The organism is Pseudomonas sp. RAC1, assembly GCF_030658255.1.
Lineage (GTDB): Bacteria > Pseudomonadota > Gammaproteobacteria > Pseudomonadales > Pseudomonadaceae > Aquipseudomonas > Aquipseudomonas boreofloridensis.
In genome coordinates, this window is the sequence record NZ_JAUTXS020000034.1 from 134,057 (window position 1) to 160,147 (window position 26,091).

The 26,091-nt window shown below is 66.5% G+C and carries 20 protein-coding genes; 8 read left to right on the top strand and 12 right to left on the bottom strand.

The genetic code is table 11. The annotated features are described in order from the left end of the window. Positions 1-9 precede the first annotated feature (9 nt). The 7 genes from Q7C30_RS14260 to Q7C30_RS14290 all read left to right on the top strand — a co-directional run bounded on the left by Q7C30_RS14260 (position 10) and on the right by Q7C30_RS14290 (position 8,849). Positions 10-270, top strand: coding sequence for a DUF1315 family protein (locus Q7C30_RS14260; protein ID WP_029614797.1), 261 nt, complete (start codon positions 10-12; stop codon positions 268-270). Then, a complete protein-coding gene (locus Q7C30_RS14265) occupies positions 267-1,097 on the top strand; it encodes a DUF2797 domain-containing protein (RefSeq protein WP_039576375.1) in 831 nt (276 codons plus the stop codon). Before Q7C30_RS14260 ends, Q7C30_RS14265 begins: the two co-directional genes overlap by 4 nt. A 13-nt stretch (positions 1,098-1,110) precedes the next feature. Then, positions 1,111-3,768, top strand: coding sequence for an aminopeptidase N (pepN, locus tag Q7C30_RS14270; protein WP_317871858.1), 2,658 nt, complete (start codon positions 1,111-1,113; stop codon positions 3,766-3,768). Positions 3,769-3,985: 217 nt separating this feature from the next. Then, complete coding sequence (locus Q7C30_RS14275; protein ID WP_317871859.1) at positions 3,986-5,008, top strand: YCF48-related protein; 1,023 nt, start codon at positions 3,986-3,988, stop codon at positions 5,006-5,008. A gap of 20 nt (positions 5,009-5,028) precedes the next feature. After that, positions 5,029-7,398, top strand: coding sequence for an RND family transporter (locus tag Q7C30_RS14280; protein ID WP_317871893.1), 2,370 nt, complete (start codon positions 5,029-5,031; stop codon positions 7,396-7,398). A gap of 64 nt (positions 7,399-7,462) precedes the next feature. After that, positions 7,463-7,753, top strand: a complete 291-nt coding sequence (locus Q7C30_RS14285) for a DUF5629 family protein (protein WP_317871860.1) — start codon at positions 7,463-7,465, stop codon at positions 7,751-7,753. Beyond that, positions 7,719-8,849, top strand: a complete 1,131-nt coding sequence (locus Q7C30_RS14290) for a lactonase family protein (protein WP_317871861.1) — start codon at positions 7,719-7,721, stop codon at positions 8,847-8,849. Before Q7C30_RS14285 ends, Q7C30_RS14290 begins: the two co-directional genes overlap by 35 nt. 7 nt (positions 8,850-8,856) lie before the next feature. Here Q7C30_RS14290 and Q7C30_RS14295 read toward each other — a convergent pair whose 3' ends face one another. From Q7C30_RS14295 to Q7C30_RS14340, 10 genes are all read right to left on the bottom strand, one after another. Then, positions 8,857-9,456: a glutathione S-transferase gene (locus Q7C30_RS14295; RefSeq protein ID WP_116887850.1), complete on the bottom strand. Its 600-nt coding sequence runs from the start codon at positions 9,454-9,456 to the stop codon at positions 8,857-8,859. Further along, positions 9,453-13,097, bottom strand: coding sequence for an AAA family ATPase (locus Q7C30_RS14300; protein ID WP_317871862.1), 3,645 nt, complete (start codon positions 13,095-13,097; stop codon positions 9,453-9,455). Before Q7C30_RS14300 ends, Q7C30_RS14295 begins: the two co-directional genes overlap by 4 nt. Then, positions 13,094-14,332: an exonuclease SbcCD subunit D C-terminal domain-containing protein gene (locus Q7C30_RS14305; RefSeq protein ID WP_317871863.1), complete on the bottom strand. Its 1,239-nt coding sequence runs from the start codon at positions 14,330-14,332 to the stop codon at positions 13,094-13,096. The genes Q7C30_RS14300 and Q7C30_RS14305 overlap by 4 nt, the downstream gene beginning before the upstream one ends. A gap of 133 nt (positions 14,333-14,465) precedes the next feature. Then, positions 14,466-16,082 (bottom strand): BatD family protein, encoded by a 1,617-nt coding sequence (locus Q7C30_RS14310; protein ID WP_317871864.1) that lies wholly within the window; start codon positions 16,080-16,082, stop codon positions 14,466-14,468. Next, positions 16,079-17,809 (bottom strand): tetratricopeptide repeat protein, encoded by a 1,731-nt coding sequence (locus Q7C30_RS14315; protein ID WP_317871865.1) that lies wholly within the window; start codon positions 17,807-17,809, stop codon positions 16,079-16,081. The genes Q7C30_RS14310 and Q7C30_RS14315 overlap by 4 nt, the downstream gene beginning before the upstream one ends. Beyond that, positions 17,806-18,882, bottom strand: a complete 1,077-nt coding sequence (locus Q7C30_RS14320; protein WP_304484509.1) for a VWA domain-containing protein — start codon at positions 18,880-18,882, stop codon at positions 17,806-17,808. Before Q7C30_RS14320 ends, Q7C30_RS14315 begins: the two co-directional genes overlap by 4 nt. Then, entirely contained in the window at positions 18,875-19,369 is a 495-nt protein-coding gene (locus Q7C30_RS14325) for a DUF4381 domain-containing protein (protein ID WP_029614944.1), read from the bottom strand. The genes Q7C30_RS14320 and Q7C30_RS14325 overlap by 8 nt, the downstream gene beginning before the upstream one ends. Next, positions 19,366-20,307 (bottom strand): DUF58 domain-containing protein, encoded by a 942-nt coding sequence (locus tag Q7C30_RS14330; RefSeq protein WP_039576400.1) that lies wholly within the window; start codon positions 20,305-20,307, stop codon positions 19,366-19,368. The genes Q7C30_RS14325 and Q7C30_RS14330 overlap by 4 nt, the downstream gene beginning before the upstream one ends. A 5-nt stretch (positions 20,308-20,312) precedes the next feature. After that, positions 20,313-21,272 carry a MoxR family ATPase gene (locus Q7C30_RS14335; protein WP_039576402.1) on the bottom strand — a complete coding sequence of 320 codons (960 nt, stop codon included), beginning with the start codon at positions 21,270-21,272 and terminating at the stop codon, positions 20,313-20,315. Positions 21,273-21,408: 136 nt separating this feature from the next. Next, positions 21,409-22,728 (bottom strand): NCS2 family permease, encoded by a 1,320-nt coding sequence (locus Q7C30_RS14340; protein WP_317871894.1) that lies wholly within the window; start codon positions 22,726-22,728, stop codon positions 21,409-21,411. Positions 22,729-23,109: 381 nt separating this feature from the next. Here Q7C30_RS14340 and Q7C30_RS14345 point away from each other — a divergent pair, with 381 nt between their 5' ends. Next, positions 23,110-23,853: a GntR family transcriptional regulator gene (locus Q7C30_RS14345; protein WP_317871866.1), complete on the top strand. Its 744-nt coding sequence runs from the start codon at positions 23,110-23,112 to the stop codon at positions 23,851-23,853. A gap of 64 nt (positions 23,854-23,917) precedes the next feature. On the opposite strand, the gene guaD is transcribed toward Q7C30_RS14345, so the two are convergent. Then, positions 23,918-25,225 (bottom strand): guanine deaminase, encoded by a 1,308-nt coding sequence (guaD, locus tag Q7C30_RS14350; RefSeq protein WP_317871867.1) that lies wholly within the window; start codon positions 25,223-25,225, stop codon positions 23,918-23,920. A 10-nt stretch (positions 25,226-25,235) separates the two neighbouring features. Next, positions 25,236-26,081 carry a xanthine dehydrogenase accessory protein XdhC gene (gene xdhC / locus Q7C30_RS14355; protein ID WP_029614943.1) on the bottom strand — a complete coding sequence of 282 codons (846 nt, stop codon included), beginning with the start codon at positions 26,079-26,081 and terminating at the stop codon, positions 25,236-25,238. Between the last annotated feature and the right edge of the window lie 10 nt (positions 26,082-26,091).

Here is a 26,091-nt window from a genome sequence, read left to right on the forward strand (position 1 = left end):
GAGACGTTCATGTCCACTTTCGCGCAAATGATCGAAAACATCACACCCGAGATCTACCAGAGCCTGAAGACGGCCGTGGAGATCGGCAAATGGTCCGATGGCCGCAAGCTCACCGCCGAGCAGAAAGAGTTGTCGTTGCAGGCCATGATCGCCTGGGAGGCCAGCAACCTGCCCGAGGAGCAGCGCACCGGCTACATGGGCGCCCAGGAATGCGCGTCCAAGTCTGCGCCGATCCCCAACATTCTGTTCAAGTCGGACTCGGTACATTGATCGAACTCGCTCGTGGCTCTCTGAGCAAGATGGCGGTGCGCCTGGACGCACCGGTGGTGCAGTACAGTTTTCGCCTTGGCGAACAGCAGGTGCCGGTCAATCCGCTGATCGGCCAGACCCTGCGCCTGGAGTACCTGGGCGCGATTCATTGCAGTCATTGCGGTAAACGCACCAAGACCAGCTTCAGCCAGGGCTATTGCTACCCCTGCATGACCAAGCTGGCGCAGTGCGACCTCTGCATCATGGCGCCGGAGCGCTGCCACTACGACGCCGGCACCTGCCGCGAACCGTCGTGGGGCGAGCAGTTCTGCATGACCGACCACATCGTCTACCTGGCCAACTCGTCGGGCATCAAGGTTGGCATCACCCGCGCCACCCAACTGCCCACCCGCTGGCTCGACCAGGGCGCCAGCCAGGCGTTGCCGATCCTGCGCGTTGCCACCCGCCAGCAGTCCGGGCTGGTCGAAGACCTGCTGCGCAGCCAGGTGCCGGACCGCACCAACTGGCGCACCCTGCTCAAGGGCGATGCCGAGGTACTCGATTTGCCGGCCGTGCGCGAGCAGATCTTCGATGCCTGCGCCGAGGGCCTGCGCGGGCTGCAGGCACGGTTCGGCCTGCAGGCGATCCAACCGCTGGCCGATGCCGAGGTGGTGCAGATGCGCTATCCGGTCCAGGCCTACCCGAAGAAGATCGTCAGCTTCAACCTGGACAAGGACCCGGTGGTCGAGGGCACGTTGCTGGGCATCAAGGGTCAATACCTGATCTTCGACACCGGCGTGATCAACATTCGCAAGTACACGGCTTATCAGCTGGCCGTGCTCCAGTAAAAGGATCGTCCGCATGCGCACCGAACAACCGCAAGTGATCTACCTCAAGGACTATCAGGCCCCCGAGTACCTGATCGACGAGACGCACCTGACCTTCGAGCTGTTCGAAGACCACAGCCTGGTGCACGCGCAACTGGTCATGCGACGCAACCCTGAGCGCGGCGCCGGCCTGCCGCCGCTGGTGCTCGACGGCCAGCACCTGGAGTTGCTGCGCGCCGCGCTGGACGATCAGGAACTGCACGCCGGCGAGTATCAACTCGATGACGACAGCCTGACCCTGCAGCCCAAAGCCGAGCGCTTCACCCTCGACACCAGCGTCAAGATCCACCCGGAAAGCAACACTGCGCTGGAGGGGCTGTACAAGTCCGGCAGCATGTTCTGCACCCAGTGCGAAGCCGAGGGCTTTCGCAAGATCACCTATTACCTCGACCGCCCGGATGTGATGAGCACCTTCACCACCACGGTGATCGCCGAACAGCATCGCTACCCGGTGCTGCTGTCCAACGGCAACCCGGTCGACAGCGGTCCGGCCGAAGACGGGCGCCACTGGGCCACCTGGGAAGATCCGTTCAGAAAGCCCGCCTACCTGTTCGCCCTGGTAGCGGGCGACTTGTGGTGCGTCGAGGACAGCTTCACCCGTCAGTCCGGTCGCGACGTGACGCTGCGCATCTACGTCGAACCCGAGAACATCGATAAGTGCCAGCACGCCATGGTCAGCCTGAAGAAGTCCATGCGCTGGGACGAAGAGGTGTATGGCCGCGAGTACGACCTGGACATCTTCATGATCGTCGCAGTCAACGACTTCAACATGGGCGCCATGGAAAACAAGGGCCTGAACATCTTCAACTCCAGCTGCGTGCTGGCGCGCGCCGAGACGGCGACCGACGCCGCTCACCAGCGTGTGGAAGGGGTGGTGGCCCACGAGTACTTCCACAACTGGTCGGGCAACCGCGTGACCTGCCGCGACTGGTTCCAACTGTCGCTCAAGGAAGGCTTCACGGTGTTCCGCGATGCCGAGTTCAGTGCCGACATGAATTCGCGCACGGTCAAGCGCATCGAAGACGTCGCCTACCTGCGCACCCACCAGTTCGCTGAAGACGCCGGCCCCATGGCCCACCCGGTGCGTCCGGACAGCTTCATCGAAATCTCCAACTTCTACACCCTGACCGTCTACGAGAAGGGGGCCGAGGTGGTCGGCATGGTCCGCACCCTGCTGGGCGCCGAGGGTTTCCGCAAAGGCAGCGACCTGTATTTCGACCGTCATGACGGCCAGGCCGTGACCACCGACGATTTCATCAAGGCCATGGAAGATGCCAACGGCGTCGACCTGACCCAGTTCAAACGCTGGTACAGCCAGGCGGGAACGCCGCGCCTGGAGGTCAGCGAGGCCTATGACGCTGGCGCCCAGACCTACAGCCTGACCTTCCGCCAGAGCTGCCCGGCGACCCCGGACAAGGCCGAGAAACAACCGTTCGTGATCCCCGTGGCGCTCGGTCTGCTCGATGCGCAAGGCAACGACCTGCCGCTGCAAGTGCTCGGCGAGGCGCAGCCCACTGGCACTCACCGCGTGCTGGCGGTGACCGAAGCCGAGCAGACCTTCACCTTCCAGGGCATCGCTGCCAAGCCGCTGCCTTCGCTGCTGCGCGGTTTCAGCGCGCCGGTCAAGCTGAGCTTCCCCTACGACCGCGACCAGCTGATGTTCCTCATGCAGCACGACAGCGACGGTTTCAACCGCTGGGAGGCGGGGCAACAACTGGCCGTGCAGGTGTTGCAGGAGCTGATCGGTCAGCATCAGCGCGGCGAAGCGCTGAAACTCGACCCTCGGCTGATGACCGCCCTGGGTACGGTACTGGGCAACGCGTCGCTGGATCCGGCCATGGTCGCCGAGATGCTGTCGCTGCCGGGCGAGGCGTACCTGACCGAAATCAGCCAGGTGGCGGATGTCGACGCGATTCATGCGGCCCGCGAATTCGCCCGCAGGCAGATCGCCGAGCAACTGTTCGATGCGCTCTGGACGCGCTACCAGGCGCACCGCGAGGTGTCGCGCAACACCGCCTATGTGGCCGAGGCCGAGCACTTCGCCCGCCGCAGCCTGCAGAACATCGCGCTGTCGTACCTGATGCTCACTGGCAAGGCGCAGGTGCTGGAAGCGACCCTCGAGCAGTTCGAGCACGCCGACAACATGACCGAACGCCTGACCGCCCTGGCGGTACTGGTCAACTCGCCGTTCGAAGCCGAGCGCGCCAAGGCGCTGGAGGCCTTCGCCGAGCACTTCAAGGACAACCCGCTGGTCATGGACCAGTGGTTCAGCGTGCAGGCGGCAAGCAGCCTTCCGGGCGCGTTGGCGCGGGTCAAGGCGTTGATGCAGCACCCAGCCTTCACCATGAAGAACCCGAACAAGGTGCGTGCAGTGGTCGGCGCCTTCGCCGGGCAGAACCTGGTCAACTTCCACGCCGCCGACGGTTCGGGCTACCGCTTCCTGGCGGACCTGGTGATCGAGCTCAACGCCCTCAACCCGCAGATCGCCTCGCGTCAACTCTCGCCGCTGACCCGCTGGCGCAAGTACGATGCCGCGCGTCAGGCGCTGATGAAGGGCGAGCTGGAGCGGATTCTCGCTTCCGGTGAGCTGTCCAGCGATGTGTATGAGGTGGTGAGCAAGAGCCTGGCCTGATGCGTGACGACAAGGCCGTCTCCGCAACCATTGGGAGGCGGCCTTGTCGCGTCTAGGTGCCACGTTGCGGGCATAACAAAACATAACGTCCCGCCCGTTGTGTCCGCGCGAAGTTCCCCGATAGGATCGCCCCACGCTATCGCAGGGCTCTGGATCAAGGGTTTTCGCAGGACCTGCAAGGCATTGACCCACTACAAGAACACAACAGGGGGCGGTGATGAGGGAATGGCTGAGGGTGGATGTCAGGCGCGCAGCCTTGGCGTTGACGGCCAGCGCACTAGTGGCGCTGGGCACATGGACAGACACCGCGCAGGCGGCCGCCGCCACCGAATACTCGGTGGAGTCGGCCAAGGCCAGCCGCAGTCTGCTGATCGACGCTGCCCATGCCGGGCCGCGTCTGGTGGTGGTTGGCGATCGCGGTCATATCCTGTTTTCCGATGACCAGGGCAAGACCTGGAGCCAGGCCCGGGTGCCCACCCGGCAACTGCTCACCGCCGTGTTCTTCCTCGATGACAAGCGCGGCTGGGCGGTGGGGCATGATGCGCAGATCCTTGCCACCACCGATGGCGGCGCGACCTGGAACAAGCAGTTCGAGGACCTCGCCCGCGAAGCGCCGCTGCTGGATGTGCGTTTCATCGACGCCCTGCATGGCTTCGCCGTCGGCGCCTACGGTGCGCTGCTGGAAACCACCGACGGTGGCCAGCACTGGCAGGATGTGGGCGAGCGCTTGGACAACCCCGAGCAGATGCACCTCAATGCCATCACCCAGGTCAAGGACGCTGGCCTGTTCATCGTCGGCGAGCAAGGCAGCATGTTCCGCTCAAGTGACGACGGCCTGACCTGGACGCCGGTGCAAAGCCCCTATGAAGGTTCGCTGTTCGGTGTGATCGGCACCGCCCAGCCGCGTACCCTGCTGGCCTTCGGGCTGCGGGGCAACCTGCTGCGCTCCACCGACTTCGGCGACAGTTGGCACGCCATCGACGTGCAGACCCCACGCGGGCCGCTGGAATTCGGCCTGGCCAACGCCACGTTGCTGGGCGACGGCAGCCTGGTGGTGGTGGGCAACGGCGGCAGCGTCTTGCGCAGCCGCGACGACGGCCAGACCTTCAGCCTCTACAACCGCGCCGACCGTCTGGCCCTGGCCGGTGTCAGTGGCCTGAGCAACGACCGCCTGCTGCTGGTGGGGCAGGGCGGGGTACATCTGGCCAGTGCCGAAGGTGCCGATGAGGTGCAGCCATGAACCGTCCGGAGAAGCTCGACATGCACCATAACGACAAGGCCACCCTGCTCGAGCGGCTGATCTTCAACAATCGTCCGGTGGTCATCGCATTGTGCGTGGTGGTCAGCATGTTCCTGTTCTGGCAGGCCACGCAGATCCGCCCGTCCACCAGCTTCGAGAAGATGATTCCGCTGCAGCACCCCTTCATCGAACAGATGCTGGAGCACCGCGACGACCTGGCCAATCTCGGCAACACCGTGCGCATCTCGGTGGAGGCCGTCAACGGTGACATCTTCGACAAGGACTACATGGAGACCCTGCGTCAGATCAACGACGAGGTGTTCTACCTGCCTGGCGTTGACCGCGCCGGGCTCAAGTCGCTGTGGAGCCCCAGCGTGCGCTGGAGCGAAGTGACCGAGGAAGGCTTCTCTGGCGGAGAGGTGATCCCCAACACCTACGATGGCTCGCCGGACAGCCTCGACACCCTGCGCGACAACGTGCTCAAGTCCGGGCAGGTCGGCCGGTTGGTGGCCAACAATTTCAAGTCGAGCATCATCGACATCCCGCTGCTGGAGACTTTCCCCGACCCGCAGGACCCCGGCACGCTCACCCGGCTGGACTACCAGAAGTTCTCGCATCAACTGGAAGAGAAGATCCGCGACAAGTTCCAGGCACAGAACCCCAACGTGAAGATCCATATCGTCGGCTTCGCCAAGAAGGTCGGCGATCTGATCGACGGCCTGGTGATGGTGGCGATGTTCTTCGGCATCGCCTTGCTGATCACCTGGGCACTGCTGTACTGGTTTACCTGGTGCATCCGCAGCACCATCGCCGTGCTCATCACCACCTTGGTGGCGGTGGTCTGGCAACTGGGGCTGATGCATGCGGTAGGCTTCGGCCTGGATCCGTATTCGATGCTGGTGCCATTCCTGATCTTCGCCATCGGCATTTCCCACGGGGTGCAGAAGATCAATGGCATCGCCCTGCAGTCCAGCGACGCCGATAACGCCCTGACCGCCGCCCGACGCACCTTCCGCCAACTGTTCCTGCCGGGGATGATCGCCATCCTCGCCGACGCCGTGGGCTTCATCACCCTGCTGATCATCGACATCGGCGTGATCCGCGAATTGGCCATTGGCGCCTCGATCGGCGTGGCGGTGATCGTCTTCACCAACCTGATCCTGCTGCCGGTGGCCATCAGCTACGTCGGTATCAGCCAGAAGGCCATCGCCCGCAGCAAGCAGGATGCGGTCTGCGAGCACCCGTTCTGGCGCCTGCTGTCGAACTTCGCCAGCCCCAAGGTGGCGCCAGTGTCCATCGGGTTGGCGCTGTTGTCCTTCGCGGGTGGTCTCTGGTACAGCCAGAACCTGAAGATCGGCGACCTCGACCAGGGCGCGCCGGAGTTGCGTCCCGACTCACGCTACAACCTGGACAACCGCTTCATGATCGGCAACTACTCCACCAGTTCCGATGTGCTGGTGATCATGGTCAAGACCGCCGCCGAGCGCTGTTCGGTGCACGACACGATGGCGCCCATCGACGAGTTGATGTGGACGATGGACAACACGCCCGGCGTGCAGTCGACCATCTCCCTGGTGACCGTGTCCAAGCAGGTGATCAAGGGCATGAACGAAGGCAGCCTGAAGTGGGAGACGCTGTCGCGCAACCCGGACATCCTCAACAACTCCATCGCCCGTGCCGACGGGCTGTACAACGCCAACTGCTCGCTGGCCCCGGTGCTGGTGTTCCTCAACGACCACAAGGCCGAGACCCTCGAACGGGTCACCGCCGCCGCCAAGGCCTTTGCCGAGGCGCATGATCGTGACGGCTTGCAGTTCCTGCTCGCGGCCGGCAACGCCGGCATCGAGGCGGCCACCAACGAGGTGATCAAGTCGGCCGAGCTGACCATCCTGATCCTGGTGTACCTGTGTGTGGCGGTGATGTGCCTGATCACCTTCCGCTCCTTCGCCGCGACCCTGTGCATCGTCCTGCCGCTGGTGCTGACCTCGGTGCTGGGCAACGCCCTGATGGCCTTCATGGGCATCGGCGTGAAAGTGGCGACGCTGCCGGTGGTGGCCTTGGGCGTGGGCATCGGGGTGGACTACGGCATCTACATCTACAGCCGCCTGGAAAGCTTCCTGCGCGCGGGGTTGCCGTTGCAGGAGGCCTACTACGAAACCCTGCGCTCCACCGGCAAGGCCGTGCTGTTCACCGGTCTGTGCCTGGCCATCGGCGTGTGCACCTGGATCTTCTCGGCGATCAAGTTCCAGGCCGACATGGGCCTGATGCTCACCTTCATGCTGCTGTGGAACATGTTCGGGGCGCTGTGGCTGCTGCCGGCACTGGCGCGTTTCCTGATCAAGCCGCAGAAGATGGCGGGCAAGCCGGGCGGCTCGATCTTCGCCCACTGAGCCAGGGGCGGGCAGGCGGCCGGGGCGATATACTGGCCGCCTTTTTTCGCCCTAGGTGTTTCCCATGCCCGCTCTCGCTACCGCCCTCGAATCCTGCGACATGCTGCTGATCGACGGCTTGCATGCCTTTGACTTCACCTGCGACGACACCGGCCTGGTGGCCGAGTGCATGGACGGTCGCCAACTGCGCCGCTGGACTTTCAGTGCCGAGCAGGTCGCCGCCGCCCGCGCCGAGGGGAACGATTGGTTGCTGGCCGATGCCGAAGCTGAACACCGCCTGGTGTTGATGAGTGCCTTTCGCGCCCCCGATGAGGACGAAGATGAACCGGAACTGGAAGCGCCTGCTGATCGTTAGTCTCATGGGTCTGGGCGTCAACGCGCAGGCTGCCACGTTGCTGGTGGGCAGCTACACCGACGGCGCCAGCAAGGGCCTGTATCGCTATGCCTTCGACACCGACACCGGGCGCATCGAACAGCAGCCGCTGCAAGTGATCGAGGCCGACAGCCCGTCCTGGCTGGTGCTGTCCGAAGACCACAAGCAGCTGTTCACCGTCAACGAGACGCGTGCAGGTCATGTCAGCAGCTATGCGGTGGGCAGCGACGGCGAGCTCGAACCGCTCGGACAGGTGCCCAGCCACGGCGATGAGCCGACCCACGCCAGCCTGAGCCAGGATGAACGCTACCTGTTCGTGGCCAACTACGCCGTGGCCCCCGACCCCGGTGGCAGCCTGGTGGTGATTGCGGTGGACCGCGACGGCAAACTGGGCAAGGTGCAACAGCAATTGCGGCATGCGCCGAGCCAGGTCAATGCCGAGCGCCAGCGCGGTGGCCATGTGCATTCGGTGGTGCGTTCGCCCGATGGCAGCCACCTGTATGCCAGTGACCTGGGCGCCGACAAGGTGTTCATCTATCGCTACGACGGCGCCAGCAGCGATCAGCCATTGACCCCGGCCACTCCGGCATCGGTCACGCTGCCGCCGGGCAGCGGGCCGCGTCACCTGCTGTTCGATGCCAAAGGCCGGCATGCCTACCTCACCCTGGAAATGAGCGCCGAAGTGGTGATGTTCGATGTCCGTCAGGTCGAGTTGATCGAACGCCAGCGCCTGCCCCTCACCGACAGCGCCGACCCGGCGGCGAAGGCCGCTGCAGGGCTGCACCTGTCGGACGATGGGCGGTTTCTCTACGTCAGCAACCGTGGCACCGCCAACCAGATCGTGGTCTATGCCGTCGATCCCGAGGATGGCCACCTGACCCTGGTGCAGCGTCGCTCGGTGGAAGGCGATCATCCCCGGGAATTCGCCTTGGACCCCAGTGGCAAGTTCCTGCTGGTGGCCAACCAGAAGAGCAACCAGATCGTGGTGATGCACCGAGACCCGCGCAGCGGCAGGCTCGGCGACACGGTGCAGACCCTGGCTCAGGAAGCGCCCTCGGACCTGAAGCTGTTCGAGTGATTGGCGCTCAGGGCTGCTTGGCCATGATCGCCGTGAACAGCTCCGACGCCAGCCATCCTTGTAACCATCGGCGCAGGCGCGGATAAGCGGCCTCGGCGAACCATTGCGGTTCGACCCCGGCGAACTGGCGCAGCAAGGGCATCAACGCGGCGTCGGCCAGGCTTGGATGATCGGCCAGCAGGAAGGGCCGCTGCGCCAGCAACCCTTCCAGTTCGGCCAGCCAGGTTTCAGCTTGCCGACGGTAGTGTTCGCGCGAATGCTCGGGGTAACGTTCGGCGTACTTGTAGCGGTTCACCTGGGCCTTGAAGTCCGTGTCGTTGCGGGCAATGAGCACCTCGGCGCGGGCTGCGGCGGGCGGGTCGTCGAGCAAGCGCCAGTCTTGCGGGTCATGCCGGTCCAGAGCCCAGCGCATGATGTCCAGGCTTTCCTCCAGCACCCCGGTGCCGGTATCGAGCACCGGCACCGTGCCCTTGGGCGACAAGGCCAGCAGTTCGGCGGGCTTGTGCTTGAGCGACACTTCGCGGATCTCCACGTCGCAGCCGGCATAGCGCAGCGCCAGGCGCGCCCGCATGGCCCAAGGGCAGCGCCGGAACGAGTAGAGGATCACCCGCAGACCTCGACATCGCTCAAGCCGTTGCCTTGGCGGCGCACCTGGATCTGCACGGGGATCCGCTCGTGCATCTCCTGCACGTGGGAGATCACCGCGACCTTGCGGCCCTGGGCCTGCAAGCCGTCCAGCGCGTCCATGGCCAATTGCAGCGATTCCGGGTCGAGGCTGCCGAAGCCTTCGTCGATGAACAGCGACTCGATGCGCAGGGTGCTCGAGGCCATGGACGCCAGGCCCAGGGCCAGGGCCAGCGACACCAGGAAGGTCTCGCCGCCGGACAGCGAATGCACCGAGCGCAGTTCGTCGCCCATTTCCGTGTCCAGCACCAACAGGCCGAGGGCGCTGCCACCGCGCTTGAGGCGGTAGCGCCGGGCCAGTTGGCGCAACTGCTGGTTGGCGTGGTGCAGCAGCAGGTCGAGGTTGTAGCCCTGGGCGATCTTGCGGAACACATCGCCGGAGGCCGAGCCGATCAGTGCGTTCAGGCGCGCCCAGCGTTGCCATTCGTGGCGGGCCTGCTCGATGGCGTCGGCCAAGGCCTGATGCGCCTGCTGGCGGCGTTGGTCGTCGGCCTGACGGGCGCGCAGTTCGGCGCACTGCTGTTCCTGGGCGTTGAGGTGTTCACGCAGCGCGACCAGGCGTTGTTGCAGGTCTTCGATCGACGCCTGGACCGCACCCGCGGCGTTGTGCTGTTGCAGGCGCTGTTCGCGCTCCTGCAACAGTACCCGGGCCTGTTCGACCGCTTTGTCGGCCTGCTGCAGGCGCTGACGCAGCGCGCTGACCTCGGCGTCGTCGATGGCCAACAAGCGTTGCAACCCAGCGTCGTCGAGTTGCGGATGCTCGGCGCGCCAGTCGGCGATCTGGCTGTCCAAGGCGTGCCGTTCCTGCTCCAGCGCCTGCTGACGGGCGGTGTTGGCCTTGAGTTCGCCGGCCAGTTGTACGTCCTGGGTACGCAGCGCCTGAAGCTGCTGCGCCGTCTCGCTGTCGAGTGCCCGGGCCTGTTCGAGCTGCGTGTCGCCATGCTGCTGCCAGGCTTCGGCGCTGGGCTGCTCGCCAAGCAGTTCGGACAGCTCGGCGTGCGCCTGCTGACGCTGGGCATCGAGCGCTGCGCGTTGCTGCTGCAACTGTTCCAGCGCCTGGGCCTGGGTTTGGTGGTGATCGTGCAACTTGTCCAGTTGCGTCTGGCGGGCCTGCTGCTCCTGTTGTTCTTCCTGGCGCTGGGTCTGCTGTTGCAGGCGCAGGCTGATCTGCTGGTCGAGCGCGACGAAGGCGTGGGTGGGGTCATCGCTGAGGGCTTTGAGCACGTCTTCGGGCAGCACGCTGGCCAAGTCCGTCAGGCCTTGCCGCAGTTGTTGCTCGTCGTTATCCAGGGCCTGGTGCTGCTGCTCCAGATGGCGCTGGGCTTGCTGCTGGGCCTGTTGCGCCGCCTGCATCAGCTGGGTCAGGCGCGCGGCGTCTTTGTGCAGCGTGAGCAGGGCGCTCTGGCGCTGCTCGTCCCGGCCGATTTCCGTCTCCAGCCGGCGCAATTGGCTGTCGAGCCAGGCGCTGCGGGCCGGGTCGTCCTGGGGCGCCAGCGCTGGCCAAAGGCTGTGGGCCTGCAACTGGGCCGCCAGCGGTTGCAACTGGTCGTCCAGGTGCAGGTGTTGCTGCTGGAGGTCCTTGAGCTGGGCGTTGACCACGCCGAGCTGGGTGCGCAACTCCACCAGTTGCTGGGTGAGCGTCGCGACCTGTTGCTGCGCCGCTTCTTCTTCGACCTGGTCGTGCTGTCCAAGGCTCTGCAACAGCGCCTCGGGCTGGTGAAACGGATGTTCGGCGCTGCCGCAGACCGGACAGGCTTGGCCCTCGCGCAACTGACTGCGCAGCGCTTCGACACTGCTGTGGCGCGCCTGACGCTGGCGCTCCAGCAATTGCCGGGTCAGCGCCAAGGCCTGCTCGGCGGCGTCCAGTTCGGCTTTGGCGGCGGTGCCCTGGGCGATCAACTGCTGGCGCTGCTGCATGGCCTGCTGCTGGCGTTCGCGCAGCCCATCGCGTTGCTGGCTCAACTCGCGCTCGCGGCCGTGCAGGCGCGACAGTTCCTCCACGGCACGCTGCTGTTTGCGATTGTCCTGAAGCATGCCGCCGAGCAGATCGATCTGCTCGGCCAGTGCCTCGGGCTCGGCCTTGGCTTCGCGGAACAGCAGTTCGAGGCTGTCGCGCTGGCTCTGTACCTGCGCAGTGGCCTGGCTGGCCTGGGCCTGAAGACCGGGCAACTCTTCGCGGCCCTGGGCCAGGCGGGCGCCGATCTGCACCACCTGACGCACTTGCGGCAGGTACGCCTGCCAGGCGTCGGCCAGCCCGGACAAATGCTGGCTCTCGGCCAGAGTGGTGTCGATCAGCGCCAACTGCGCCAGGCTGCGCTGCTGGTGTTCTTGCACCTGCTCAAGGTGTTGCTGGCCCTCGACCAGACGCTGTTCGGCGTCCTGGCAGAGCGACTGCTGCTTCTCCAGGTCCTGGTCCAGGCGCGCCAGTTCGTGCTGGGCGGCGAACGCCTGACGCAGGCGCGGGGCCTGTTCAGCCTGCTGCGCTTGCTGTTGCGCGAGGGCTTCGCGCGCCGCGAGCTGAGCCTGCTCCTGCTCGCGGAGGCGGGCGTGCAGGTCGGCCTGCTGACGCGTCTGCTCGGCCATCTCGGCCGCCAGCGGCGCGAGCTGGGCGCCCAGGGCGTGCTGACGCTGGAACTGATGACGCTGCGGCGCCAGACGTTCCAGGCGCTGCAGGTCCAGACGCTGTTCGCCCAACTGCTCGCTGGCCTGCTCGGCGGCCTGGAGTGCTTCGACCACTTCCTGGCGTTGTGCCTGTAAGCGCTGCTGCTCGGCCAGCCAGGCGCATTGTTGCTCCAACTGCCGTTCGTTGGCTTGCTCAGCCTTGAACTGCAGCAAAGCCTGTTCGAGTTGTCGATCCAGCTCGGCGCGTGCGTCAGCCGCCAGCGGTAGCAGATGGCTGGCCTGCTCTTCCAGGGTCTTGAGTGCGTCGGCCGCTTCGCGGGTGCGGCTGAAGGCGCGCTGGCCGAGGCGGGTGTAGATCGCCGTGTTGGTGAGTTTCTCCAGCAGCTCGCTGCGCTCACGGTCGTCGGCCTTGAGGAAGGCGCCGAATTCGCTCTGGGCCAGCATCACCGCGCGGGTGAACTGTTCGAAGTTCAGCCCCAGGCGCGCCTCGACCAGCGACTTGTATTCCTGCTTGCCGCTGGCCAGCAGTTGCTCGCCGTCCAGGTCATAGAGGCTCTGGCGGCTCTGCTGCAGTTTGCCGGTGGCCTTGTCGCGGGCGCGGTTGGCCTCCCAGCGGGCGCGATAGCGCTGGCCGTCGATGCCGACGAAATCGACCTCGGCAAAGCCGCTGCCGGTGCCACGCCGCAGCAGGTTGCGCGGGTCGGACGTGGGAATCTCCCCGTCGGCGTCGGGCACCTTGGCTTCGCGACCGATCGGTTCGAGCCGCGGCACCGTGCCGAACAGCGCCAGGCACAGGGCATCGAGCAAGGTGCTCTTGCCGGCGCCGGTCGGCCCGGTGATGGCGAACAGGCCAGCGCTGGCCAGGGGCTCGGCGGTGAAGTCGATGTCCACGGGGCCGGCCAGGGAGGCCAGGTTCTTCAGGCGGATGGCCAGGATCTTCATGGCTGCGACGCCTCCAGTTGCACGTCCTGCAGCAGCAGGGCGAAGTCATTCAGGGTCTGCTCGTCGACGGGGCTGCCGTAGGCCTGCTCCCAGGCGCGGCCGAACAGATCCTGCGGCGTGAGCTGCGACAGTTCGACGAACGCCTGGCCGTCGTCGTCATGGGCGTCACGCCCGGCGTATTCGGCGCTGATACGCACCAGGCGCACAGCCTTGCCGTGCAGAGCGGCCTCGATGCGCTGGCGCAGGTCCGGCTGAGGCTCGTCCAGGCGCACGCGCACTTCCAGCCAGGGCTGACGGTTGGGATCGTCCAGCAGATCGATCACCGGCAATTTAGCCAGTTGCTCGAGCAGCTCGCTCAACGGCGCCGGCCCCATGCGCTGCAAGGCCACGGCGCGCGGCACCAGGCGCGGCTCGACGCTCACCAGCGCGGCGCCGTCCAGCTCGATCTCCAGCACCTGGTGCGGGTAGTTGATCTCGGCGAACGACAACGGAATAGGCGCGCCGCTGTAGCGGATGCGTTGCTCGCGGTTGACCTTCTGCGGCTTGTGCAGGTGGCCCAGGGCGACATAGGCGATGGCCGGGTCGAACAGCCGCGCCGGCAGCGCTTCGGCGTTGCCGATGATCAGGCTGCGTTCGGAGTCTTCGCTGATCGAGCCGCCGGCCATGTGCGCATGGCTGATGGCGACCAGCGCCTGGTCCTTGCGGCGTTTGCCCAGCGCAGCGCCGATCAGTTGCTGGTGCACCTGATGAATGCCTTGCAGGTAGTCGTCGCCCAGTTGCGGGCCAGTGACTTCGGCTGGACGCAGGAAGGGCAGGGCCAGGCACCAGGCGCAGACCTTGCCGCGGGCGTTGGTCAGCGGAATCAACAGGCGCTCGGCGTCGAGCTGGCCGTCGTCCATCCAGTGCACGCGGCCCAGGGCATGGGTGCGCAGGCGCCGCATCAGCGGTGCAGGCAGCTCGATGCGCGAGCCGGAATCGTGGTTGCCGGCGATCATCACGATGTCCAGCTTCGGCTGCTGCTCGTGGGCCTGGACGATGAAGTCGTAAAGGCGTTCCTGGGCTTTGACCGGCGGGTTGACGGTGTCGAAGATATCGCCGGCGATCAGCAGCGCGTCGGGCTGGCGCAGGCGCAACTGGCCCAGCAACCAGTCGAGGAAGCAGGCGTGTTCGAAGTCGCGTTCCTGGCCGTGGAGACTCTGGCCCAGGTGCCAGTCGGAGGTGTGAAACAGACGCATGGGGGACCTGTTGATGTCGAGTCGAGCGAACGCGGGTCGCGCTTGAAGGGGCGCTCGGGAGGGTCGCCATGGTAACTCAACTCGTCCGCGACCGGTTCTGCCGATGCTCAGGACCGCGGGGGCGATGCGGTCCTTATTTCGGGTACAGCGGCGGCAGGTTGCCGCTGTCGCCACCGGGCGCGACGGCAGGCTGGGCAGGCGGGATGCTGCCGATTGCGCGCCACAATTCGTCGCCATGCCAGTTCTGGCCGCTCTCGCTGTACAGCGCCCCATTGAGTCCATCCAGCGCATCGGACAACGGTACGAAGCGCGCGGCCATTTCGGCCAGCGTCTCGGGCTGCTGACGGGCCCAGGCATCGAGCGCCTGGCGGGTGGCATGCGGATCGTTGGCCTGGCAGGCGCGCTTGAGATCGTCGAGCAACGTGCGTGGGCTCGGGCCACTCTGCGCCGTGCGCAGCACTGCCGGTTGCGAGCGGGCGCGCCACCACAGGCCGAAGCCCAGCAGCGTGGTCAGCGCCAGGATCAGCGTCGCCAGTTGCCAGGGCCACAGCAGGCTGCTACCGCCTGCGCCGTCGGCGGCAGGCGTGTCGGTGTTCAGGGCCGGGTTGTCGTCGATCTGCAGACCACGGGCCGGCAGGCTGCTGTGTTCCAGATGGTCCTCCAGGGTGTTCCACCAGGTGACTTCCAGCGCCGGCAACTGCAGGTGGCCGCTGCGGGTGGGGACCAGGGCTTCGCGCTCTTCGCGGTTGGCGGTCATGCCGCGTTCGTTGATCTCGTTGCGCAGCAAGGGCTGGTCGGGGTAGCGGCGCAGGCCGGGTGCTTCGGTCGCCGGCAGCGGCGGCAACTGGGTGCTGGACAGGCCCTCCGCACGCAGGGTGATGCTGCGGGTCAAGGAGTCACCGATCTGTGTGGGTTGTTGGCTGGGGTCGGGGTTCCAGCGCTCTTCCAGGGTCAGGCTACGCGCCGGGAGCCAGGTCAGCCCGGCGGGCCAAGCGGCGGGGATCGGTTTGACCTGCAGGCTCAGCGGCAGCGAGCTGACTTGCACTTGGCGCCCGCCGTTGCCGGGCTGCTGGCCGCTGTCGGCCGCCGTGGCGGTGAAGGTCAGCGGCGGCAGTTGCAGTGGGCCGCTGCGCTGCGGGTAGAGGGCATAGCGGGTTTCGATCACGCCGTGGCGCACGCCGTTGATGTCCTTCTCGTAGGTGCGCGACTCGCCCAGTGGCTCGACCTTGACCTCGTCCAGGCGCAACGGGCTGAGGCTGCTATCGTCGTACAGCGATACCGAGTGATAGATGCGCACGGTCAGCACGGCCTGGGCCTGAACGTAGACCTCGGGGCTGTCCAGGCTGGTCTCGATGAACACCTGCGAGGCGCTGTCCGGGCGGTTGGGATCGGCTTGCACCACGTGCAACTCGATCGGCTCGCTGCGGGACTGTCCCAGTTGCAGCGCCGGGATCTGCAAACTGCCGCTGCGCTTGGGCAGCAGGGTGACGATCCAGCGGGTGCTGGCCCGGGTTTCGCCATCCAGGGTGCGCAGGCTGTTGAGCTGGCGGGTGCCGCGCACCTCGAAATCGCCCTCCAGGGCGCGCAGGTCGGGTTTGCCGAACTGGGTGACGTCCTGGCTTTCCAGGGTCAGTTCCAGGGTTTCGCCAGCCTCCACGCGGGTACGGTCGACGCTGGCCTGCAGCGCGGGTTGGGCCTGGGTGAGGGTGAGCCAGAGCAGGCCGAGTACAAAGACGCCGAGGCGACTCATCGTTTGGGTTCCTGATGCAATTGCTGTTCGTACCAGAACTTGCGCCGCAGCAACTGCGCCGGGTTGTCGGGGATTTCCCGCAACCACTGTTCCAGGGCCTGGCGCTGTTCGGCGTCCAGGCTGGTGGCGGCCGGTCGTTGCGGCGGTTGGGTGACGCTGTCGTCATCGTCGCCGGGGCTGCTGGAGCCGGTCGCATTGTCGTTGTTGGGGGCATTGCGGGCGTCGCGGCTGTCCTGGGCCGGGCTCTGCTCGTCGTTGCCGGGCGTGCCTTGGGCGCTGCTGTTGGGCGAACTGCTGTTGCCGTCGGTGTCGCGACTCGGGCTCTGCTCGGCCTGGTCGCTGTCGCTTTGCGCCTCGGCCTTGCCCTGGCGTTGCTGCAACAGTTGCTCGACCAGCGCCTGGTTGTCCAGCGCCGGTTGCAGGTCGGGTTGACGTTCCAGGGCCTGCTCGTAGGCGTCGAGCGCGGCCTCCAGCTCGCCGGCCTGGGCCAGCGCGTTGCCGCGGTTGTAGTGGGCGGCCGCGCTGTTGCTCTGGGCGAAGGCCTGGGCCGCGCCGCTGTAGTCACCGGCCTGGTACAGCGCCATGCCACGCCACTGCGGATCCTCGAAGCGTTCGGCGGCTTCGGCGGGGCGGTGGCGTTGCAGCAGGTGCTGGCCCTGTTGATCGGGGCGTCGCCACAGGTCCTGGAACTCGAAGGCTTGGCTGGGCTGGGGCAGGGCCAGCAACAGCGGCAGGCAGAACAGCCAGCCGCGCCGCCCGGCGCAGGCGGCCAGCAGCAGCAGCGGCAGCAGTAGCCAGTAACCCTGGTCGGCCCAGCTGTCCAGGTGCAGGGTCTGGCCGTCGTCGCGCAGGGCGCGCGGATTGTCGAACAGGCCCAGGCCGCGCAAGTCCAGGTCGTCGACGCGGGCGTGGCGGTAGCGACCGCCGCTGCCGGTGACGAAGCGCTTGAGCTCGGGGCTGTCCAGGTGCGGCACGAGAATGCCGCCCTGGGCGTCCTTGAGGTACTCGCCGTTGGCTTGGCGCACAGGGGCGCCTTCGGCGGTGCCGACGCCGAGCATCAGCAGCGAAGGCCCTTGACGGCCGAGGGCCTGACTGATGCCCTGGCGCTCCTGGGCACTGAGCGAGGACCCGATCAGCAGCACCCGGCCTTCGCCCAGGCCGCTCTGGGCCAGCAGCGCCAGACCCTTGTGCAGCGCCAGGTCGGCGCGCTGGCCCGGCTGCGGCATGATCGCCGGATCGACCGCTTCGAGCAGGTTGCGGGTGGTGCCCAGATCGTCGGACAGCGGTACCAGCGTGTGTGCGCTGCCGGCGTAGACGATCAGCGCGGTCTGGCTGTCGCGGCGGTGTTCGAGCAGGTCGAGGATCTTGCGTCGAGCTTGCTCCAGGCGGTTGGGCTGGACGTCCTCGGCGAGCATCTGCGGGGTGAGTTCGAGCAGGATCACCAGCGGATCGGCGGGGCGCTGACGGGTTTCTTCCAGGCGTTGCCAGCTCGGTCCGAGCAAGGCCAGTACCAGCAGCAGCCAGGCCAGGCCCAGGGCGATCCAGGGCAGTTTGCTGCGGCTGCCGCTGCCGCCACCGAGCAGCACGGCGTGGAACTGCGGCGGCAGGATCATCTGCCAGCGTCCGGCGCGCTGACGCCGATGCCAGAGCTTGAACAACAGCCAGGCGAGCACGGGCACGCTCAGCAGCCAGAGCGGGCGTAGCCAGTGTGGCCAGAGTTCGATCATCGCCGCCTCCTCAGGCGCAGGCGTTCGAGGCGCTGACGCCATTGCGGATGGGGCTGCAGGAAACGCGGTCGACGCAGCAGGCGCTGCAGAAGGTGGTCGGGCCACTGCACGGCGACCACCAGCAGCACGCTGAGCAGCAGCGCCAGGGCCAGTGGCCAGGCATAGAGCTCATGGGCGGTGCGCGCCTGAGTGGGTTGCTGGGCCACCGGTTCGAGGCGGTCGAGGGTATCACCGATGGCGTCCAGTTCGGCACCGTCGTGGGCGCGGAAGTAGGCGCCCTGGGTCAGGCTGGCGATTTCCTTGAGCGAGGCTTCGTCCAGGTCCAGGCTTGGATTCAGGCCGAGCAGGCCCGGTGTGCCGTTGGCGTCGGGGTCGGCGCCGATGCCGATGGCATAGATGCGCACGCCTTCCTGAGCGGCCAGGCGCGCGGCGGTCAACGGGTGGATCTGCCCGCCGTTGTTGGCGCCATCGGTGACCAGCACCAGCACCCGGCTCTGTGCCGGTCGCTGGCGCAGGCGCTTGACTGCCAGGCCGATGGCGTCGCCGATGGCGGTGTTCTTGCCGGCGATGCCGATCTGCGCTTCGTCGAGGAAGGTGCGCACGGTGCGCCGGTCGAAGGTCAGCGGCGCTTGCAGGTAGGCTTGGCTGCCGAACAGGATCAGGCCGACCCGGTCGCCTTCGCGGTCCTGGAGAAAGTCGCCAAGCAGTGCCTTGACCAGGTCCAGGCGACTGATGTCGTCGCCTTTCCAGTGCATGTCGGGGAAATCCATCGAGCCCGATACGTCCACTGCGACCAGCAGGTCGCGGCCGCTGGCGGCGATCGGCACGGGTTCGCCCAGCCATTGCGGGCGCGCGGCGGCCAGCAGCAACAGCAGCCAGATCACCAGGAACGGCGCCTGCTGGCGCCAGGTCGGCAGGTTCAGGCGCGCGCGGCGCCCGGCCAGGCTTTCCAGTTCGTCGAGAAAACCCACCTTGAGCACCGGCTCGCCGCTGTCGGCGGCGGGCAGCAGCAGGCGCATCAGCCAGGGCAGCGGCAGCAGCGCGAAGATCCACGGCCAGGCCAGGTCAAACATGTTTGCGAATCCAGGTCTCGACCGCCTGGGCAAGCCCGGCGATGGCCTTGTCGTCGAGCTTGCACTCGGGCTTGTAGGCGCCTTCGACCAGTACCATCCAGCGCGTCAAGCCGGCGGCCGGGCAGCGGTTGTCGAGAAAGGCCAGCCATTGGCGGCCGTTGAGGGTATGGCTGTGGGCACCGGGATAGTGGTTGCGGCACAGGCGCTTGAGCAGGGCGTTGATCTGCTGCAGCCAGGCGCCGGCCGGCGCACCGTCGTAGGGGCGCGGCAGGCGGGCCAGTTCGGCCAGCGCCTCGACCCGCACCGGATCCAGCGGCTGCTCGGCGCGCACCACCTTGCGCGGAACCGGGCGCCAGCGCAGCAGGCGCCACAGGCCCCAGCCCAACAGCGGCAGCACGGCCAGCAACAGCCACCAGCCCGGCGCCGGCGGCCAGACTCCGATCGGCGCTGGCGCGATCAGCGGTTGCAACTGATCCAGCGGGTTCATTGGCTGCTTCCAGGGCGCTGGTTGAGGGACTCGCGCAACTGCTCGATCATTTCGCTCTGGGTGCTCAGCGGAATCAGCACCACGCGCAGTTTCTGCGCCAGCAACTCCCAGCGCTCGATGCGCGCTTCGGCCTGCTGGCGGTAGAGCAGGCGCAGGTTGGCGTCCAGGGTATCGAGTTCCAGTTGCGCGCCGCGCTGGGCGAAGCGCAGCAGGCCGGCGGCGGGCAGGGCATGGTCGAGCGGGTCGCTGATCGGCAGCAGCAGCAGGTCGCAATGGCGCGAGAGCATCGCCAGGTGCTGTTCCACCGCCGGAGTGAGCGCGCGTTCGTCGCAGATGACGATGGCCAGGCTGCCCGGGCGTAGCACTTCGCGCGCACGGCGCAAGGCCAGGCCCAGGCTGTCCGCTTGCGACACGGCTTCGGTGTGCAGCGCCTGGTTGATGCGCGCCAGGCGATTGAGCAACTGCAACAGGCTCTGTTTGCTGCGTCGCGGCTTGATCTCGTGGTGCTCGTGGTCGCCGAACACCAGGCCGCCGATGCGGTCGTTGTGGCCCAGGGCGGCCCAGCCGAAGAGCGCGGCCGCCTGGGCGGCGAGCACCGACTTGAACATCAGGCCCGAGCCGAAGAACAGGCGCTGGCTTTGCTCGACCAGGATGAAGATCGGCCGCTCGCGCTCTTCATGGAACAGCTTGGTGTGCGGCTCCTGGGTGCGGGCGGTGACGCGCCAGTCGATGTTGCGCACATCGTCGCCGGCCTGGTAGACGCGAACCTGGTCGAAATCCACGCCGCGTCCGCGCAGCTTGGAGTGGTGCAGGCCCACCAGCGGGCTGCGCTGGCCGGGTCGGGAAAACAGCTGGATTTCGCGCACGCGGTGGCGCATGTCGATCAGCTCGGCCAGGCCGATGCGGATGCCGGGTTCGCTCAGGTGGGCGGCGGGCATGCGCGTCAGGCGACGGCGACGACGTCGAGGATGCGCTGCACCACGCGGTCCTGGTCGACACCGGCCGCTTCGGCCTCGAAGGACAGGATGACGCGGTGGCGCAACACGTCGAACAGCACCGCCTGAATGTCCTCGGGGCTGACGAAGTCGCGTCCGGCCAGCCAGGCATGAGCGCGTGCGCAGCGGTCCAGGGCGATGGAGCCGCGTGGGCTGGCGCCATAGGCGATCCAGTCGGCCAGCTCGGCGTCGAACTTGGCGGGTGTACGGGTGGCCATCACCAGTTGCACCAGGTATTCCTCCACCGCATCGGCCATGTACAGGCCGAGGATCTCCCGGCGCGCAGCGAAGATCGCCTGCTGGCTCACCTGGCGTTCGGGCTTGACCTCGCCGCCCAGCGCTTCGCCGCGGGCCTGCTGGAGAATACGCCGCTCGACGGCGGCATCCGGGAAGCCGATCTTGACGTGCATGAGGAAGCGGTCGAGCTGGGCTTCGGGCAGCGGGTAGGTGCCTTCCTGCTCGATGGGGTTCTGCGTGGCCATCACCAGGAACAGCGGCGACAGCTCGTAGGTGCTGCGGCCAACGCTGACCTGGCGCTCGGCCATGGCTTCGAGCAACGCCGACTGGACCTTGGCCGGTGCCCGGTTGATTTCGTCGGCCAGCACCAGGTTGTGGAAAATCGGCCCTTGCTGGAACACGAAGCTGCCGGTTTCCGGACGATAGATCTCGGTGCCGGTGATGTCGGCCGGCAGCAGGTCGGGGGTGAACTGGATACGGTGGAACTGCGCCTCGATGCCTTCGGCCAGTTCCTTGATGGCTTTGGTCTTGGCCAGGCCCGGCGCGCCTTCGACCAGCATGTGGCCGTCGGCGAGCAGTACGATCAGCAGGCGATCGACCAGCTTCTCCTGGCCCAGGATCTGGGAGGAGAGAAAGGTGCGCAGCGCGATCAGCGCTTCACGGTGTTCCATCGGCGACGGTTCCTGGACATGGGCCGGGCGCTTGGCTGAAGGCGGGGTGCCGGGCAGGGGCACATACTTTAATCCATCCAGGGGGGTGGCGACCAATGGCCGCCGGAAAAATACCTGCGCCGTGCCCAGCCGAGGCCTACAGGAACACGAATTTGGCGATGAAGATCAGGCACAGCACCCACAGGCTGGCCGAAATCTCCTTGAATTTGCCGGTGCCGGCCTTGAGCACCACGTAGGTGATGAAGCCCAGGGCGATACCGTCGGCGACCGAGAACGTCAGCGGCATCATGATCGCGGTGACGATCGCCGGGATGCTGTCGGTGGCCTCGTCCCATTCGATGTGGGCCATGCTACCCATCATCAGCATCGCCACGTAGATCAGCGCGCCGGAGGTGGCGTAGGCGGGGATCATGCCTGCCAGCGGGGCGAAGAACATCGCGGCGACGAACAGCACGCCGACCACCACGGCGGTCAGCCCGGTGCGCCCACCCGCCGCCACGCCGGCGGCGCTTTCCACGTAGCTGGTCACCGGCGGCACGCCCACGGCGGCGCCGAACACGCTGGAGGCGCTGTCGGCCTTGAGCGCCCGCGACAGGTTCTCGATGCGACCGTTGGCGGCCACCAGGTTGGCCCGCTGGGCGACGCCCATCAGGGTGCCGGCGGTGTCGAACATGTGCACGAAGAGAAAGGCCAGCACCACGCTGATCATGCTGACGTTGAACACACCGACCAGGTCCATGGCCATCCAGGTCGGCGCCAGGCTCGGCGGCAGCGAGAACACCCCGCCGTACTGCACCAGGCCCAGGCCCCAGCCGGCCAGGGTCACGGCGATGATGCTGATGAGAATGGCGCCGAACACCCGGTGGTAGCTCAGCACCGCGATCAGCAGGAAGCACAGTGCCGCCAGCAGGGGCGCGGGTTCATGCAGCGAGCCCAGCCTGATCAGGGTCGCCGGGCTGTCGACGATGATGCCGGCGGTCTTCAGACCGATCAGTCCCAGGAACAGGCCGACCCCGGCGCCCATGGCGTGGCGCAGGCTCAGGGGAATGCTGTTGAGCAGCCATTCGCGCACCCGCGACAGGGTCAGCAGCATGAACAGCACACCGGAGACGAACACCGCGCCCAGGGCGGTCTGCCAGCTGTAGCCCAGGGTGCCGACCACGGTGTAGGTAAAGAAGGCGTTCAGGCCCATGCCGGGAGCCAGGCCCACCGGCCAGTTGGCGTACAGGCCCATCAGCAGGCACCCGAGGGCGGCGGCGATGCAGGTGGCGACGAAGGCGGCGCCGTGGTCGATGCCGGCGTCGGCCATGATGTTGGGGTTGACGAAGATGATGTAGGCCATGGTGATGAAGGTGGTCACCCCGGCGATCAGCTCGGTCCTGACCGTGGTGCCATGGTGCTTGAGCTTGAAGAGGCGCTCCAGCCAGTCGGGTTTGGGCGAGGTGGCGAGGTCCAGCGACGGGGCTTCGGATTTGCGGCTTTCCACAGCGAGTACTCCTCAAGTCGTTCTTGTTGTTCTGGAGCCCTGGTCCTGCGCATGCGCTGGGCGGCTCCGTGAGGGTAGGGCAGATGGCAGATTTTCCTGACTGGAAGGTCAGGAACTTGCTCGGTGGATTATGCTTTTGTGTACAAAGAAAGCAAATAATGTTTTATCTTTCGTGCCCACCGGTGTCGTTCGGCGGGCTATAAGGGCACTGGGCATCTGCAGAAACGCCTCAGCCTGTGTACAATGCGCCGATACCTTGACCCCCTTTTTTCACCCCAGGACTTGCCAGCCACCCTGCGACAGGTATTACAGTCGAGGCTCCACTGGCCGACCCCTTGTGCTCGAGTGCCCATGAACGAACAGCTGCAACCTCTGAAGAAACCTGCGCGCGCGCCCAAGGCCGGTCGCAGCGGCACCCAGGACGACATCGTCTATGCGCACATCTTCGAGGCCATCCTCGAACAGCGGTTGGCGCCGGGTACCAAGTTGAGCGAGGAAGCGCTGGGCGAAATCTTCGGCGTCAGCCGCACCATCATCCGCCGCGCGCTGTCGCGCCTGGCCCATGAAAGCGTGGTGCTGCTGCGGCCCAACCGCGGTGCGGTGGTCGCCAGCCCGACGGTGGAGGAGGCGCGCCAGGTGTTCTTCTCACGGCGTATGGTCGAGCGCGCCATCACCGAACTGGCCGTTCAGCACGCCAGCGTCGAACAGCTCAACGAACTGCGCCAGATGGTGCGCGAGGAGCGCGACAGTTTCTCGCGCGGCGACCGCGGTGCCGGCATCCGCCTCTCCGGCGAGTTTCACCTCAAGCTGGCCGAGGCAGCAGGTAACGCGCCACTGGTCAGCTTCCAGCGCAGCCTGGTGTCGCAGACCTCGCTGATCATCGCCCAATATGAAAGCGGCAACCGTTCCCACTGCTCCTACGACGAGCACATGCAACTGATCGATGCCATCGAGGCGCGCGATGCCAGTCAGGCGGTGAGCCTGATGATGCACCACATGGATCACATCGACAGCAAGCTCAATCTTGACGAAGACAGCGCCTCGGACGATCTGCACGCGGTGTTCTCGCACTTGCTGAACAAGTCCAAAGGCTGATCGTCTGCCGCGCTGATCGAGGACCGCTGCACAGCCCCTGGCCGGGCTGGGCAGCGGTTTTTTTTCATCCGCGCCGATGGACCGAACGCCCGGCGGCGAAGGTCTCGCGCACGGTGCGGTCGTCGCCCAGGGTGGTCAGCACGAACAAGGTTTCCTCGATGCTGCGCGACTGCTGGATGCGGTAGTCCAGCAGCGGCGTGGCCTTGTAGTCGAGTACCACGAAGTCGGCGTCGTTGCCGGGGCGCAGGCTGCCGATGCGGTCGTCCAGGCGCAGCGCGCGGGCGCCGCCCAGGGTCGCCAGGTACAGCGACTTGAACGGGTGCAGGCGCACGTCCTGCAACTGCATCACTTTGTAAGCCTCGTTCAGGGTGTTGAGCAGCGAGAAGCTGGTGCCGGCGCCGACGTCCGTGCCCAGGCCCACGTTGACCTTGAAGCGCTCGGCCTGGGGCAGGTTGAACAGGCCGCTGCCCAGGAACAGGTTCGAGGTGGGGCAGAAGGCCACGGCCGAGCCCGTGTCGGCCAGGCGCTGGCATTCCTCGTCGCACAGGTGCACGCCGTGGGCGAAGACCGAGCGCTCGCCGAGCAGCTCGAAGTGATCGTAGACATCCAGGTAGCCGCTGCGCTCGGGGAACAGCGCCTTGACCCACTCGATTTCCTTGAGGTTCTCCGACAGGTGAGTGTGCAGATAGACGCCGGGATGCTCCTTGAGCAAGCGACCGGCCATGGCCAGTTGCTCGGGGGTGCTGGTGGGGGCGAAACGTGGGGTCACGGCGTAGTGCAGGCGGCCCTTGCCGTGCCAGCGCTGGATCAGCGCCTTGCTGTCGGTGTAGCTGGATTCGGCGCTGTCGGTGAGGTAGTCGGGGGCGTTGCGGTCCATCATCACCTTGCCGGCGATCAGGCGCAGGTCCAGGCGCTCGGCGTGCTCGAACAGCGCATTGACCGATTCGGGGTGCACACTGCCGAACACCAGGGCGGTGGTGGTGCCGTTGCGCAGCAGTTCGGCGAGAAACCGCTTGGCCACCTCATCGGCATGGGCCTTGTCGGCGAATTGCCGTTCGCAGGGGAAGGTGTAGGTGTTGAGCCAGTCCAGCAGCTGTTCGCCGTAGGAGCCGATCATGCCGGTCTGCGGGAAATGGATGTGGGTGTCGATGAAGCCCGGCGTGATCAGCGCGTCCTGGTGGTGCACCACGTCGATGTCGGCATCGAGGGTCGGCAGCAGGTCGGCGGCGTGGCCCACGGCGCTGATACGGCCCTGGTCGATCACCAGCAGACCGTCTTCGAAATACTCGTGGGAGGCCTGCAGGCCGACCTCGGCGGGGTCGGCGATGCTGTGCAGGATGGCGGCTCGGTAGGCTTTGCGAGTGGCAGTCATGAAACGCTCTTCAAATGGCGTGGCTGCGCCGGGAGGGCGGCAGCAACTGGGCAATGGGGCCTGCATTGGCACCAGCGTCGTGCTGGCCGAAACAGGCGTTGTAGGTGGCGATGATCTCGCCGGCGATGGACACGGCGATCTCGATGGGCAGCTTGCCTTTGACCTGCGCCAGCCCCATGGGGCAACGCATGCGTGCCACCACCGCGTCGTCGTAGCCGCGCTCGCGCAGGCGGTGTTCGAACTTGACCCGTTTGGTTTTCGAGCCGATCAGGCCGAACCAGGTGAAGTCGTTGCGCGCGAGAATGGCGGCGGTCAGTTCCAGGTCCAGCTGATGGTTGTGGGTCATGACGATGCAGTAGCTGCCCACTGGCAGCTCGGCCACTTCGTCGACCGGCTCTTCGCTGAGCACCTGGGTCACCCCGTGGGGTATCGACGGCGGGAACTCGTCCGGGCGCGAGTCGATCCAGCGCACCCGGCAAGGCAGCGCGGCGAGCAAGGGTACCAGAGCCCGTCCGACATGGCCCGCGCCGAACACGGCGATCTGCGCCTGCACGGGGGCCATGGGTTCGAACAGCAGCACCGTCACGCCGCCACAGCACTGGCCCAGGCTGGCGCCCAGGCTGAAGCGCTCCAGATGCGGTGTGCTGCGCTGCTCGGCGAGCATCTGCCGGGCAATGTGCAGGGCCTTGAACTCCAGGTGTCCGCCGCCGATGGTGTCGAACAGCTGGCTGGCGCTGACCACCATCTTCGAGCCGGCGTTGCGCGGCGTCGAGCCGCGCTCCTCGATGATGGTCACCAGTACACAGGGTTCGCCACGGGCCTGATGATCGGCGAGGGCAGTGATCCATTCATGCATGTGCTGAATC

Bases quoted from the DNA above. Each gene is read 5' to 3' on its own strand.
- Q7C30_RS14260 (WP_029614797.1), top strand. From the start codon at position 10: ATGTCCACTTTCGCGCAAATGATCGAAAACATCACACCCGAGATCTAC.
- pepN (WP_317871858.1), top strand. From the start codon at position 1,111: ATGCGCACCGAACAACCGCAAGTGATCTACCTCAAGGACTATCAGGCC.
- Q7C30_RS14275 (WP_317871859.1), top strand. From the start codon at position 3,986: ATGAGGGAATGGCTGAGGGTGGATGTCAGGCGCGCAGCCTTGGCGTTG.
- Q7C30_RS14280 (WP_317871893.1), top strand. From the start codon at position 5,029: ATGCACCATAACGACAAGGCCACCCTGCTCGAGCGGCTGATCTTCAAC.
- Q7C30_RS14285 (WP_317871860.1), top strand. From the start codon at position 7,463: ATGCCCGCTCTCGCTACCGCCCTCGAATCCTGCGACATGCTGCTGATC.
- Q7C30_RS14290 (WP_317871861.1), top strand. From the start codon at position 7,719: ATGAACCGGAACTGGAAGCGCCTGCTGATCGTTAGTCTCATGGGTCTG.
- Q7C30_RS14300 (WP_317871862.1), bottom strand. From the start codon at position 13,097: ATGAAGATCCTGGCCATCCGCCTGAAGAACCTGGCCTCCCTGGCCGGC.
- Q7C30_RS14305 (WP_317871863.1), bottom strand. From the start codon at position 14,332: ATGCGTCTGTTTCACACCTCCGACTGGCACCTGGGCCAGAGTCTCCAC.
- Q7C30_RS14310 (WP_317871864.1), bottom strand. From the start codon at position 16,082: ATGAGTCGCCTCGGCGTCTTTGTACTCGGCCTGCTCTGGCTCACCCTC.
- Q7C30_RS14315 (WP_317871865.1), bottom strand. From the start codon at position 17,809: ATGATCGAACTCTGGCCACACTGGCTACGCCCGCTCTGGCTGCTGAGC.
- Q7C30_RS14320 (WP_304484509.1), bottom strand. From the start codon at position 18,882: ATGTTTGACCTGGCCTGGCCGTGGATCTTCGCGCTGCTGCCGCTGCCC.
- Q7C30_RS14325 (WP_029614944.1), bottom strand. From the start codon at position 19,369: ATGAACCCGCTGGATCAGTTGCAACCGCTGATCGCGCCAGCGCCGATC.
- Q7C30_RS14330 (WP_039576400.1), bottom strand. From the start codon at position 20,307: ATGCCCGCCGCCCACCTGAGCGAACCCGGCATCCGCATCGGCCTGGCC.
- Q7C30_RS14335 (WP_039576402.1), bottom strand. From the start codon at position 21,272: ATGGAACACCGTGAAGCGCTGATCGCGCTGCGCACCTTTCTCTCCTCC.
- Q7C30_RS14345 (WP_317871866.1), top strand. From the start codon at position 23,110: ATGAACGAACAGCTGCAACCTCTGAAGAAACCTGCGCGCGCGCCCAAG.
- guaD (WP_317871867.1), bottom strand. From the start codon at position 25,225: ATGACTGCCACTCGCAAAGCCTACCGAGCCGCCATCCTGCACAGCATC.
- xdhC (WP_029614943.1), bottom strand. From the start codon at position 26,081: ATGCATGAATGGATCACTGCCCTCGCCGATCATCAGGCCCGTGGCGAA.